Annotated in this window: 16 protein-coding genes; 13 read left to right on the top strand and 3 right to left on the bottom strand. The window is 34.4% G+C overall.

The window, feature by feature from the left end:
* Positions 1-32 precede the first annotated feature (32 nt).
* The 7 genes from apaG (at position 33) to BLV64_RS11045 (ending at position 3,798) form a co-directional block, all read left to right on the top strand.
* Complete coding sequence (gene apaG, locus BLV64_RS11075; RefSeq protein WP_092135346.1) at positions 33-419, top strand: Co2+/Mg2+ efflux protein ApaG; 387 nt, start codon at positions 33-35, stop codon at positions 417-419.
* Between the two features lie 308 nt (positions 420-727).
* Positions 728-1,261, top strand: coding sequence for a Riean_0653 family protein (locus tag BLV64_RS11070; RefSeq protein WP_092135344.1), 534 nt, complete (start codon positions 728-730; stop codon positions 1,259-1,261).
* 75 nt (positions 1,262-1,336) lie between these two features.
* The gene (locus BLV64_RS11065; RefSeq protein ID WP_092135341.1) at positions 1,337-1,870 is read left to right on the top strand and encodes a Riean_0653 family protein; all 534 of its coding nucleotides are present in this window, start codon (positions 1,337-1,339) and stop codon (positions 1,868-1,870) included.
* 75 nt (positions 1,871-1,945) lie between these two features.
* The gene (locus BLV64_RS11060; RefSeq protein ID WP_092135338.1) at positions 1,946-2,464 is read left to right on the top strand and encodes a Riean_0653 family protein; all 519 of its coding nucleotides are present in this window, start codon (positions 1,946-1,948) and stop codon (positions 2,462-2,464) included.
* A 26-nt stretch (positions 2,465-2,490) separates the two neighbouring features.
* Complete coding sequence (locus tag BLV64_RS11055; RefSeq protein ID WP_092135335.1) at positions 2,491-2,769, top strand: hypothetical protein; 279 nt, start codon at positions 2,491-2,493, stop codon at positions 2,767-2,769.
* The gene (locus BLV64_RS11050) at positions 2,717-3,229 is read left to right on the top strand and encodes a Riean_0653 family protein (RefSeq protein WP_092135332.1); all 513 of its coding nucleotides are present in this window, start codon (positions 2,717-2,719) and stop codon (positions 3,227-3,229) included. The genes BLV64_RS11055 and BLV64_RS11050 overlap by 53 nt, the downstream gene beginning before the upstream one ends.
* Positions 3,230-3,255: 26 nt before the next feature.
* Positions 3,256-3,798, top strand: coding sequence for a Riean_0653 family protein (locus BLV64_RS11045; protein WP_092135329.1), 543 nt, complete (start codon positions 3,256-3,258; stop codon positions 3,796-3,798).
* A gap of 22 nt (positions 3,799-3,820) precedes the next feature.
* Here the strand turns inward: BLV64_RS11045 and BLV64_RS11040 are convergent, their stop codons facing one another.
* Positions 3,821-4,522, bottom strand: coding sequence for an NRDE family protein (locus tag BLV64_RS11040; protein WP_092135326.1), 702 nt, complete (start codon positions 4,520-4,522; stop codon positions 3,821-3,823).
* 148 nt (positions 4,523-4,670) lie between these two features.
* On the opposite strand from BLV64_RS11040, the gene pruA reads away from it, so the two are divergent.
* Complete coding sequence (gene pruA, locus BLV64_RS11035; protein WP_092135324.1) at positions 4,671-6,299, top strand: L-glutamate gamma-semialdehyde dehydrogenase; 1,629 nt, start codon at positions 4,671-4,673, stop codon at positions 6,297-6,299.
* A 93-nt stretch (positions 6,300-6,392) separates the two neighbouring features.
* On the opposite strand, the gene BLV64_RS11030 is transcribed toward pruA, so the two are convergent.
* Complete coding sequence (locus BLV64_RS11030; RefSeq protein WP_177165327.1) at positions 6,393-7,661, bottom strand: Omp28-related outer membrane protein; 1,269 nt, start codon at positions 7,659-7,661, stop codon at positions 6,393-6,395.
* Positions 7,662-7,767: 106 nt separating this feature from the next.
* Here BLV64_RS11030 and BLV64_RS11025 point away from each other — a divergent pair, with 106 nt between their 5' ends.
* Together BLV64_RS11025 and BLV64_RS11020 are read left to right on the top strand one after the other, a co-directional pair.
* The gene (locus BLV64_RS11025) at positions 7,768-8,247 is read left to right on the top strand and encodes a TlpA family protein disulfide reductase (RefSeq protein WP_092135444.1); all 480 of its coding nucleotides are present in this window, start codon (positions 7,768-7,770) and stop codon (positions 8,245-8,247) included.
* A 53-nt stretch (positions 8,248-8,300) separates the two neighbouring features.
* Positions 8,301-10,091 (top strand): DUF6029 family protein, encoded by a 1,791-nt coding sequence (locus BLV64_RS11020; protein WP_092135318.1) that lies wholly within the window; start codon positions 8,301-8,303, stop codon positions 10,089-10,091.
* 69 nt (positions 10,092-10,160) lie between these two features.
* Here BLV64_RS11020 and rsmG read toward each other — a convergent pair whose 3' ends face one another.
* A complete protein-coding gene (gene rsmG, locus BLV64_RS11015; protein ID WP_092135315.1) occupies positions 10,161-10,790 on the bottom strand; it encodes a 16S rRNA (guanine(527)-N(7))-methyltransferase RsmG in 630 nt (209 codons plus the stop codon).
* A gap of 143 nt (positions 10,791-10,933) precedes the next feature.
* On the opposite strand from rsmG, the gene BLV64_RS11010 reads away from it, so the two are divergent.
* The 3 genes from BLV64_RS11010 (at position 10,934) to BLV64_RS14800 (ending at position 13,507) form a co-directional block, all read left to right on the top strand.
* Positions 10,934-12,034, top strand: a complete 1,101-nt coding sequence (locus tag BLV64_RS11010) for a fatty acid desaturase family protein (RefSeq protein WP_092135311.1) — start codon at positions 10,934-10,936, stop codon at positions 12,032-12,034.
* Positions 12,035-12,046: 12 nt separating this feature from the next.
* A complete protein-coding gene (locus tag BLV64_RS11005; RefSeq protein WP_092135309.1) occupies positions 12,047-13,237 on the top strand; it encodes a pyridoxal phosphate-dependent aminotransferase in 1,191 nt (396 codons plus the stop codon).
* 138 nt (positions 13,238-13,375) lie between these two features.
* Positions 13,376-13,507, top strand: a complete 132-nt coding sequence (locus BLV64_RS14800) for a hypothetical protein (protein WP_262484289.1) — start codon at positions 13,376-13,378, stop codon at positions 13,505-13,507.
* Positions 13,508-13,595: the final 88 nt, after the last annotated feature.

Raw genomic sequence — 13,595 nt, 5'->3', positions numbered from 1 at the left:
TTAATTACGACCTAACACTAAAACAAGCTGTCATGGTGCAACAAGTAACTCAAGGTATTAAAATATCTGTAGACACACATTTTGAAGGGACATTTTATAAAGACTATAAAATCCACTATGCTTTTGGGTACCAAATAACTATAGAAAACCAAAGTAAAAATGAGGTGCAGTTATTAGCGAGACATTGGAATATTTACGACGCACTTAACGCTCTCGAAATTGTTACCGGAGAAGGCGTTGTTGGCAAAACACCAGTATTAAAACCGGGCGAATCGCACACCTATTCCTCAGGATGTTTATTAAGCGCTCCTTTTGGCGCAATGAACGGTCATTATAAAATGTTAGATTTCACTACCAACAGGTATTTTAATGTCGAAATTCCTACCTTTAAATTAAGTGCACCTTTTGCGCTAAACTAATACTATTCTTTTTTCTTCTGATTTTTTAACTCTGCCGTTTTAATTTGAATTGTTCTTTATTTAAATTAGTCTTCGGAAAGACCATCGTTTCTTTTGAAACCCGCTCTATTATTATACGTTTTTTTTACGCTCTGCGAACTGAATACTTTAGTTTAATCTATCTCATTTAATTTATAAAAATTTTAAACACAGCGCAACGCAATACCCACAGCTTTTCTCACAGATTTACGACCAACAAAAAATAATCATTACGGTTTTTACCGTAATGATAGTATTAAAATTAGCCCTACATTTAAACCAAAAAAACTATGAAAAATCTACTTTTAGCATTCGCAATGCTTCTTATAGTAAGCAATTGCAACAAAAACGACGACGACCAACCCACAAACCCAATAGACCAATTGCCACCTGCAACACAAACTGGTGCAGGTACATTTGGGTGCTTATTAAATGGAGAACCTTTTTTGCCAGGTAATAGCCAAAACCCTTTAGATTGTGTCTATCAATTTATTAATGGAGGTTATTACTTTTCTCTTCAAGCTAATAAAAGAGATGATTTAAATAATAGAATAACTCTCTCCCTCTCTACAAAGTCTCTAGAGATTGAAGAAAATGAAGTATTTAACTTACTAGAAAATATTGATGGGAATGCTTATGGAAGATACTCTTATGCAACTCTTGAAACATATACTTCGCAAGATTACACAGGTGAATTAACTATCACAAAACTTGACTTTACTAATAACATAGTATCAGGAACTTTTTGGTATGATATAGAAGATTACAATGGAGTTGTTCATCAAATACGTGAAGGACGCTTTGATATGCAATTTACCCAATAAAATAAAACTCGTTTTGCTGGAACAAATCACAAAAATTATATCTAAAAAAAACCGAGTAAATAATATAACAAAACGATGAAAAATTTGCTTTTAGCATTCGCAATGCTTCTTATAGTAAGCAATTGCAACAAAAACGACGACGACCAACCTACAAACCCAATAGACCAATTACCACCTGCAACACAAACAGGAGCTAATACATTTGGTTGTTTGTTAGATGGAGAACCTTTTTTGCCAGGTATTAGCCAAAACCCTTTAGATTGTGTCTATCAATTTGTTAATGGAGGTTATTACTTTTCTCTTCAAGCTAATAAAAGAAATTCAGAAAACAACCTCATTAGATTGGGTATTGGGACAGAAAATCTAGAAATTAATCAAGGAAATACATATAATCTTTCTGCAAATATAGATGGAAATGCTAGTGGTATATATTTCTTTAATACATTCTTAAACTATACGTCCCAAGATTACACAGGTGAATTAACTATCACAAAACTTGACTTTACTAATAACATAGTATCAGGAACATTTTGGTACGATATAGAAGATTACAATGGAGTTGTTCATCAAATACGTGAAGGACGCTTTGATATGCAATTTACCCAATAAAATAAAACTCGTTTTGCTGGAACAAATCACAAAAATTATATCTAAAAAAAACCGAGTAAATAATATAACAAAACGATGAAAAATCTACTTTTAGCATTCGCAATGCTTCTTATAGTAAGCAATTGCAACAAAAACGACGACGACCAACCCACAAACCCAATAGACCAATTACCACCTGCAACTCAAACAGGTGCTAATACCTTTGGTTTTTTAGCTAATGGAGAACCAATAAATGTTACAAACACTTCACAGCAAGTTGCTATTTATCAAGGTGGCATTTTACAGATTGGAGGTGGTATTGATAATACTGAAAGAGATATTAGTGTAAGTATTATAATGGAAGACCCTATTAATATCAATACTAGTTATGATTTAACGAATTTTCCTGTTCATGCTGCTAAATTCAGAAAAAGACAAGGAACAATAAATTGTAATTATGCTTATGAAGATACATACCAAGGTAGTATGACATTAACAAATATAGATACTACAAACTTTATTGTGTCTGGCACATTTGAATTCTCAACGGTAACTGATGATTGTGAAAACATAAATATAACCAATGGTCGCTTTGACTTACAATATATACCATAAATATTAACCAATAAAAAACAGATATTATGAAAAAATTTTTACTACTGCTATTTTGCTTTGTAACATTCTACAATGTTCAAGCTCAAAACTCATCTTATGCCAATCGTATGCAATATGTATTTGGTAATATAGATAAGGCAAAAGTTACCACAGGCTACCTTAAAGAATTTGGAGTTCGTTTTGCAAATATAGAAGCTTGTAATGGCAACCTATCTACCGCTAACTTTGTTACTAAATCAAAAAAACAAAACTATGAAAAAGCTACTTTTACTACTAACAGTTTCACTTACATTAAGTTGCTGTAACAAAAACGACGACGACCAACCAACAAACCCTATAGACCAATTGCCACCTGCAACACAAACTGGTGCTAATACCTTTGGTTTTTTAGTTAATGGGGAACCAATAAATGTTACTAACACTTCTCAACAAACAGCTATTTACCAAGGAGGCGTTTTACAAATTGGTGGTGGCATAGATAATTCGGATATGGATATACGTGTAATAATAAGAGCTAGTGAAGTTATTACCCAAAATACAAGTTATAACTTAACCAATACACCAACTAATCAATCTTTATATATCAACAATGGAAATGGGTGCTATTATGATTACCCAAGCACTCTAAATGGTATAATAACAATATCAAATTTTGATCAAACAAATTTCATAATTTCTGGAACATTTGATTTTTCCACAGCAACGAATAGTTGTGATGATATTTCAATTACTAATGGTCGCTTTGACTTACAATATATCCCATAAACATTAACCAATAAAAAATAGATATTATGAAAAAATTACTAATACTATTTTCCATTTGCGGGTTATTAACCTGTTGCAATAAAGATGATGATAACGATGACCAACCTTTACCACCAATTACACAAAGTGGTGCAGGCACTTTTGCTTGTAAGGTAAATGGACAAAATTTTATAGACACCAGTGGTGGATTTTTTAATTGCTTTTATCAAAACGTTGATGGTGAATACTACTTTAGTATCAGCGGTATTGATAATAATTATAAAAATACAAATTTACCATGGAGTATTTCATTTGGAACTATAGCAAAAACTATAATGGAAGGAGAAACTTTACAATTAATAGAAGAAACTAATGGAAATGCGGCTGGTAGTGCTTTTTTTAGCATATCGACTACTCAGGGTGAGTCTAGTACTACAGATATAAATAACTCTGGAGAATTAACTATAACAAAATTAGATTTTACAAATAACATTGTATCAGGAACTTTTTGGTTTGATATTTTAAATCCTGTAACGGGAGAAATAGTGCAAATTAGAGAAGGTTATTTCGATACCATTTTTACACAATAACAACAAAAAACAAACCTCTCCACTAAAGTTCTTTTTCTATCACCTCCCCAGAATCCAAACTCTCAAAACGCATTGCTATCTTATTTTTATTTTTTATAACTTGAGTAATACTTGTGGTTTTCACGAAACCGCGATCCATAATCACTCCAAAATCTGGGTGTTCGTTTCCAGCGGTGTGGTGAAATTTTAATAACGATTGCGCATTTAATACGTTATTAGATTTAAACGTTTCAAACCAATCTTTTCTCAGGTCCTTTTGCTGTTGCGTATATAAGGTAGTAGAAGACCATATTCGGGGTTCGGGTGGTAATAGAGTGAGCTGTTTTGCTAGTCCGTCCCAAATAAATTCATAATAATTTAATCTCGTGTTCCAATCGGAAATTACTAATGTAAAAGGCTCTATATCGCTAAGGTTATAAGCTTCAATTGTTTCTAAAAGCATATCAGCCGTTAAAAAATCGCGAACTACTTCTCCTCTACTTTTTCTGTAAGATGCTTTTCTTATATATGGAATACTTCCGCCATTGAGCAAACACAACACTCTTTTTTTAGAACTTGCGCCTATCCAGCTTCCACCAGAAATTTCATCTTTTGGCAGCAGTACTTCCGCAGAACCCATTGTATATATTCGTGGCGCCAATGCAAGACGATTTGGAGATTCGTCACGGTTGGACGTTAAAATAAAATCGGTAGCATTTACTGGAAATAAAGTTACGGTACACATAGAATTACGACGTTAGAAAGCAGCTAAATGTTATTCAAAAATAACACAAAACTAAAGAAATATTAAGTCTGAAGAGTACAAAAATAAATCGCTAAAATATTCGTAACTTTGTGCTTCGAAAATTTATAATAAAAAATAACATACTATCATGGGAAAAGGATTTTTCAATGTGCCAATTGCTATTAACGAGCCTGTTAAAAGTTACGCACCAGGATCTCCAGAAAGAGAAGCCGTATTAAACGAATACAAAAAAATGTATAACGAGAAAGTTAACGTGCCTTTGTATATAAACGGTAAATACGTAGAAACTGGAAACACTAGAACAATGTCTCCACCTCACGATCACAAGCATATTCTTGGTGAATACCACTTAGCTGAAAAATCTCACGTTGAAGAGGCTATTGCTACGGCTCTTGAAGCACGAAAAGAATGGTCTCAAATGCCATGGGAACAACGCGCTGGTATCTTTTTAAAAGCTGCTGAATTAATCGCGGGACCTTATAGAGCTAAAATAAACGCCGCAACCATGCTTGCGCAGTCTAAAAATATCTACCAAGCAGAAATTGATTCGGCTTGTGAGTTAATAGACTTTTTACGTTATAATGTTCAGTTTATGTCTGACATTTACCAAGAACAACCAGAAAGCACAAGTGATGCTTGGAACAGAGTTGAATACAGACCATTAGAAGGGTTTACTTATGCAGTAACACCTTTTAACTTTACTGCTATAGCAGGAAACTTACCATCTTGTATGGCTATGATGGGGAATGTTGTAGTTTGGAAACCTAGTAACAACCAAGTGTATTCTGCAAAAGTAATCATGGATGTCTTTGAAGAAGCTGGTGTTCCTGCAGGAGTTATTAACGTTGTATTTGGTAACCCAGGAATGATTACCGATACGGTTATGGCTAGTCCTGATTTTTCTGGATTACACTACACAGGATCTACTCCAGTATTCCAAGATTTATGGAAACAAATAGGAAACAATATTGCAAACTATAAAACCTACCCTAGAATCGTTGGTGAAACTGGTGGTAAAGATTTTATCGTTGCACACAAAACGGCTAAACCTAAGCAAGTAGCAACAGCTATTTCTAGAGGTGCTTTCGAATTCCAAGGTCAGAAATGTAGTGCTGCATCTCGCGCATACATCCCTAGCAACATTTGGGAAGAGGTGAAGAATTTCGTTATCGAAGACGTAAAGTCATTTAAAATGGGTTCTCCAGAAGACATGGGTAACTTTATTACTGCAGTAATCAACGAGGGATCTTTCGATAAATTAGCAAAGTATATTGACGATGCTAAAAATGATAAAGATGCCGAGGTCATTATTGGAGGTAACTACGACAAATCTAAAGGATACTTTATTGAGCCTACGGTTATCGTTACAACAAATCCGAAATATACAACAATGGTAGACGAGTTATTTGGTCCGGTTATTACCATTTATGTATATGATGAAGACAAGTTCTCAGAAACTTTAAAATTAGTTGATGAAACTAGTGAATACGCATTAACAGGAGCTATTTTAGCAACTTGTAGATACGCTATTAACGAGGCAACTACAGCTTTACAAAACAGTGCTGGTAACTTCTATATTAACGACAAGCCAACAGGTGCTGTTGTAGGACAACAACCATTTGGAGGTGCTAGAGCATCTGGTACAAATGACAAAGCAGGTTCGGCACAAAACTTAATGCGTTGGATTTCTCCTCGATTAATTAAAGAAACATTTGTAACTCCAGAAGATTACAGATACCCATTTTTAGGAGAGTAATTAACTCCTTAAATAGTATAAAAAAAACCGAAGCTTTCGCTTCGGTTTTTTTTTATACTTATATTTTTTTTAAAATCAAGTAACAAATATCTTTTAATCAAAACCTACAGCACTTCCTACTTCAGCTTCTTGAACATTGTAGATATCATAATGCGGAGAATTTGCATGAGTTGTACCAAAATAGTCAACAAATGTTTTCGTATAAGTGTTTCTTACAAAAGCAATAATTTTTAACTGATTCATATCATTAATATTAGACGGTAAAGCCACCCCTGTTAGCGAGAAGGTATAGTCTGAAGACAACGAGATGCTCCCTGCTGGAATCACATCTCCCAACTGATCTGAATATACTTTACGTAACACATCTTTGTGCACGTAATTAGCACCTTGATTAGATCCTGCTTGTGGCGATGAAGTCGTTACATTGTCCTCTACTAAATAAAGCATTAATTTAACTTCTTCGGATGGGATTTGATTAAAAGCAACTTTAACCTCTAAGTTTAGAAGCCCTCCTACAATTTCGGAATCAATAGATAGACCTGTAGTGGCTTTCTCTGCCAATTCGCTATTTATTTGAGCGATTCCTGGGAAATCCCACCTCGTGTCTGGACCGTTCACATATACTGTAGGGAAACCGGTCACATTATAATAAGACGCCCAAAATGCCGTTTCAGGAATCTCCATTGGGTCCGGGTAACCAGAAACACCATCGTGGTAACCAACACCAAATACATTAGAATATGAACTTGTCACATTACTTACTGATGCAGCAGCTGGGGGGCAATTTGGACACCAAGTTCCCGTAAAATCTTCTAATAATACTTTCTTCGTAAACCCTCTAGTTACATTTATTGTTTCTGAAGTCGTAAATGAACTATATGACGCTGTAACTACATTATCTCCTAAATTAGTAAACTGGTAAGGATTAGAAATTTCTACTCCACCTAAAGTTAACACTGTATTACTCGTCACATCAACACCTAAATTATTCATAACAGTGAAGCTCACCATATCTTGATTAGTAACAGACTCTGGATTATATGTCATAGAAATAGATAATTCCTGATCTATAATTATGTTTAACGCATTAGACGTTTTCCCTGAATACGTTGCTACAACACTATACACCCCATTAGATGAAAACACATGTGGATTTGAGATAATAACGCCGTCAACTTTTATTTCTGCATTTGCAGTAATATTATTATTATTATTATCCTTAACTGTAAAAGTGAACTCATCACCTACTAGCCCTCCATTTGCAGAACTAGATAACGTAATTGAAGATAATTGTTCCCCACTGTTTCCATCATCATCCGACCCACAGGACGTAAAACTAAACGCCATTATAACGAGCGTCATGAAGAATAAATTAAAAATGCTTTTTGTTTTCATTATGATATTATATTTGGTTATTTTGCCGAATATAACACAATTCGACAAAAATCTTTTATTAAAACTAAGAATTATGAAAAAAACATTACTAATAATTATATTATTAACATCTTCATTTATATATTCTCAAGAGCAAGCTTTAGGCACCGCCATCAAAACCTTAGACGGAAAAACAACTAGCCTAGCCGAGTTTACTGCTAAAAACGACTTAGTAATTGTATCCCTTTGGGCTACGTGGTGCGTACCTTGTAAAAATGAATTAGATGCTATTAATGATGTCTATCAAGACTGGCAAGACGAAACAAATGTTCAGTTAGTTGCGGTATCCATAGATGACTCTAGAACTGTAAACAGAGTAAAACCTTTGGTAAATGGGAAAGATTGGGACTACACTATATTACTTGATACTAATAACGATTTAAAAAGAGCTTTAAATATTGCCACTGTACCATTGACACTAATAGTTAAAAACGGAGAGATTGTATTTCGTCATTCCGGATACACTCCCGGAGCTGAAGACGCTCTATATAAAGAGTTGAAAAAACATATCTAAAATTACTCTTCACGGAGTGACTAACTATACCAACCAATAACTAATTACCCAAAATGAAAAGCACTATTAATTTATTACTAGGATGCCTACTATTACCTACACTATTATTTAGTCAAGAAAACATTGATAGTACTACAACGTCAACAACCACTTTTAATAAGTTTTTTAATAATTTAACAGGGAGTTTTGAAAGTAATGCACAATGGTATCTAAATGATAAAGAAACCGGACAATTTGAAGAAGAAGAACATCTTAGAGCTAATAGTTATTTAAAACTAAATTACTATTTCTTAAGTAATTTTTCAGCGGGAGTTCAGGTAGAAAGTTACGCCCCTCAGGCACTGTTAAACTATGACAAAGAACTAGACCGCGAAGTAGGACTAGCTCAATATTACATAAACTATAGAACAAACAAGGTAGATGCCACTGCGGGATACTTTTATGAACAATTTGGAAGCGGATTAATTCTTCGAGCATGGGAGGATAGAGCTTTAGGACTCAACAATTCTATTCGAGGAGGACGTGTTAAATATACTCCTTTTAACTTTTTAGAAGTTACAGGGCTCTACGGAAACCAAAGAAGAGGCTTTGATGTATCAAACTCAGACATTATGGCATTTAATGCAGAATTAAATATAGGCGAATTAATAGACTCCAAATTCTTTGATCAATTTAGCATGGGCCTAAGTTATGTTAATAGAAAAGAGGATTTTGAAAGCACAAGTTTAGACATTAACAAAGTAGCTATTCCAGAAAGTGTCGGAGCGTACTCTGCCCGCTTAGGCCTTTCGTTTAAAGACATCTATACGAATATAGAGTACATTACCAAAGAAAAAGATGTTAGACTCAACAACATCAGACCGGACAAAGTTTCCTTTTCAGAAAACAAACTATTTGATGGAAATGCCTTATTATTTAATTTAGGATATTCCGCAAAAGGATTTGGTTTAAACTACACCTTTAGAAGACTAGAAAACATGAGTTTTCACTCTCAAAGGGAAGACAGAAATCTAATTAACAATCCTACAAACAGAGCCACACTTAACTACTTACCTGCTTTAACCAAGCAACATGATTACACGCTTGCAAACATTTACATCTATCAAGCTCAACCTGGATTATATGTTGAAAATTATGAAACTCCTCGAGTAAAAGCGGGAGAAATAGGTAACCAAATAGATGTGTTTTATAAAATTAAAAAAGGCTCATTATTGGGAGGGAAGTACGGAACTAAAATATCAGCTAATTTAGCTTATTGGGCCGCTTTAAATGTTGATGTTACTGATCAAGATGGCATGCCCTATTTTAGTAGTGACAACCTTACTTATGAAAGCGATTTTTTAAATTTTAAAAATAAGATATATTCAGAATTCAACTTAGAGATTAATAAAAAATGGACAAAGAATTTCAGTTCTATATTTACACTCATAGATTTGCATTACAATTCAGATTATTTGGTAGAAGCAAATGGTGCAAAAGTAGATGCTTGGATTGGAATTGCAGAAGGAACCTATAAATTTGGCAATGGAAAATCTGTAAGGTTAGAAGCGCAACATTTATCAACCAATGATGACGCAAGGAATTGGGTGGGAGGCACCGTTGAGTATTTTTTGAACTCGAAATTAGGCGTTTATTTCAATGATTCATACAATTATGAAGACAGTCCTTTTATTGAAAATTCAAAAATTCATTTCTTTAATATGGGTGGTAGTTTCACCAAGGGTGCTACTAGAGTATCTCTAAATTACGGTAGACAAAGAGGTGGATTGATTTGTGTGGGAGGGGTCTGTAGACCAGTTAGCAAAAACACCGGTGTTACTTTAAATCTAGCGACTTCCTTTTAAAAACATACACTAGTAAATAAAAAAGGCTTCTTAATAAGAAGCCTTTTTTATTTATCTTTAACTATAAAATCAACCTCTCCACTTAATAGGGAGGTGTACTACTTTTTTAGTTTCATAAAATGCTTCTGTATAGTAATCGGAGATATTATAAATAGTTGCCGTTCTATAGTCTTTTAACTCGTCATCCAAATCGCCACCTTTTAAATAAATCACGCCATTTTTAAGTGTGTGCTTTTGATCTTTTGCTACTTTTCCTTTAATCCAATGTACAAAAGTTGGCATAGCCGCCACGGCGCGGCTCACAATAAAGTCGTAAGTCTCTTTTATTTCTTCTACTCGAGAGTGGGTTGTTCTCACATTTTCAAGTCCGAGACCTTCCACCACTTCATTCACTACTTTTAATTTTTTAGCAATACTATCTACCAAATGAAATGAGCATTCTGGAAATAAAATCGCTAATGGTATTCCAGGGAATCCCCCTCCAGTACCCACATCCATAATTTTCGAACCGTCTTCAAACTGAATCACTTTCGCAATCGCTAAAGAATGTAAAACATGGCGTAAATACAGCTCATCTATATCTTTACGGGACACCACATTTATCTTTAAATTCCAGTCTTTATAAAGCTCTTCAAGCTTTGTGAATTTATTTATTTGATCCTGAGTAAGGTCAGGGAAATATTTTAAAATAAGCTCCATAGATAAATTTTATTGCAAAAATATACATTTTAAACTCATAAATTTATGATTTTGTATATTAGTTAACCACCTTTATTAATTATCTTTGAGGCCAAATATGATTGGCACGTTTTGTGCGTTATCTTATTAAATACAATTAAATTATGACAGAGCAATCACTATCCTTTTCGAGAACTGATCCAGCGAAATTCTTCCGCACACTTAACAAACGAGTAAATTCTTATTTTAAAGACAATAATATAAAACGTACTGGAAATTGGAAATTATGGTTGAAAACCATCATTATGTTTTCGATATTTTTAGTCCCTTATTTCTTAATATTAACACTAAACCTTCCTGGCTGGGGGCAATTACTACTAACGGTTGTTATGGGAATTGGAATGGCCGGTGTTGGTATGAATGTTATGCACGATGGTAACCATGGTTCCTTTTCTAATAAAGAATGGGTAAATCGTATTATGGGAAGTAGCATTTACATCCTTGCAGGTAACGTGTATAACTGGCAAGTTCAGCACAATGTTTTACACCATACGTATACCAATATTCATGGGCATGATGAAGATTTAGAAGCGGGGCGTATATTGCGTTTCACAAAGCATTCTGAATGGAGAAAGCACCATAAATTTCAACACTACTACTCTGTATTATTATACGGTTTATTAACTATTAACTGGGCTATTACTACCGATATCCAACAAATGAGACGTTATATGAAGCGTAAGTTATCTTACGGTGAATTCCCTAATCCGGTATGGAACTGGAGTAAGTTGGTAATCTCTAAACTTATTTATTTAAGTATGTGGATTATTTTACCTATGCTAATTTTAGATGCGGCGTGGTGGAAAATTCTATTAGGTTTCTTTGTTATGCATTATACTGCAGGTTTAATACTAAGTGTTGTTTTTCAATTAGCACACGTTATGGAAGAAGCAGAAATGCCACTTCCTGAAGAAAATGGTACAATGAAAAACACTTGGGCTATTCACCAGCTTAAAACGACTGTAAATTTTGGAGCAAACAATAAAATTGTAAACTGGTTTACAGGAGGTTTAAATCACCAAGTAGAACACCATATCTTCCCTAACATTAGCCATATTCACTATAATGAAATAGCTAAAATTGTAAAGGAAACAGCGAAAGAATTTAATTTACCTTATAACGAATATAAATCCACACGTGAAGCTATTATTGCTCATTTCAGATATTTAAAAGAAATGGGGAATAATCCGGCACTACAAGCTTAATTTTACATTTTAATGAGTACACAACTTTCAGAACGTATTTTAAACATGGCTACTTCAGCTACATTAGCCATGGCTGCAAAAGCCAGAGAACTAAGAGCTGAAGGCAAAGATATTATTGGTTTAAGCCTTGGTGAACCCGATTTTAACACTCCCGATTTTATCAAGGAAGCTGCTATTGATGCTATTAATGACAACTACAATTCCTATTCTCCAGTAGATGGGTATGTTGAATTAAAAGAAGCTGTAATCACCAAGTTTAAGAGAGACAATAATTTAAGTTACACCTTGCCACAAATTGTGGTGTCTACAGGAGCTAAACAGTCTCTAGCCAACATAGCAATGGTTATGTTAAATAAAGGTGATGAAGTTATTTTACCTTGCCCATATTGGGTAAGTTATAGTGATATTGTTAAGCTTGCCGAAGGGACTCCTGTAGAGGTTAAAACAACAATAGATAACGACTTTAAAATGACAGCCGCTCAATTAGAGGCTGCTATTACACCACAAACTAAAATGATTTGGTTTAGCTCACCGTGTAACCCAAGTGGTTCACTGTATAGCAAAGAAGAACTAGAAGCACTTGCTGAAGTGATTTTAAAACACCCGAATCTCTATGTGGTTTCTGATGAGATTTACGAGCATATAAACTACACAGGAAAAGCACATGCTAGTATGGCTGGAATTCCAGGCATGTTTGATCGTACTATTACGGTTAATGGTGTATCTAAAGCCTTTGCCATGACAGGATGGAGAATTGGATATATTGGTGCTCCAGATTGGATTGCTCGCGCGTGTAATAAAATGCAAGGGCAAATTACTAGTGGTGCCAACTGTATTGCACAACGCGCTGTAATTACGGCTTTAAACGCAGAACCATCTTCAGTGAAGTATATGATTGATGAGTTTAAAATCCGTCGTGATTTAGTATTAGATTTATTAAATGATATCGAAGGTTTTAAAACAAACATTCCTGAAGGTGCCTTTTATGTGTTTCCAAACGTAACCGCGTTCTTTGGAAAAACATTACGAGGGAAAACGATAAATAACGCTACTGACTTCTCATTGTATTTATTAGAAGAAGCACTAGTTGCTACAGTTACTGGTGATGCTTTTGGTAACCCAGACTGTATTAGAATTTCTTATGCTGCCTCTCAAGAACAAATTATAGAAGCTATTAAAAGAATAAAAGAAGCTTTAAGCTAAGCTTTAAGCATCTTCTTAAAGCATTAAAGCCACTGCACTTCGCCGTGGCTTTTTTAATTCACTTCCCTTCACTCTAGAACTTATACCTACAACCAGCGGAAGACTACACAAGATAAAAGTTTATCCTATTAGGTTCTTATGCTCCCGATACTAGCAGTCTTAAATACACCTAATAAAACACCTTGGCCTGGCTACCCAGAAGAAGGAAGCGAAATATTTACTTATACTCAATACGAATACCCAGATAATAAGTCACATCTTGTTAAATAAGCCTTAGTACTGCATATCAATAAGCATTTGAAAACTGGAAAACGATTTTGATGCGGACTGCAACTACATACCAATATAACGACATCGA

Source organism: Bizionia paragorgiae, assembly GCF_900107625.1.
Taxonomy (GTDB): domain Bacteria; phylum Bacteroidota; class Bacteroidia; order Flavobacteriales; family Flavobacteriaceae; genus Bizionia; species Bizionia paragorgiae.
This window is presented reverse-complemented; position numbering and strand designations above follow the sequence as displayed.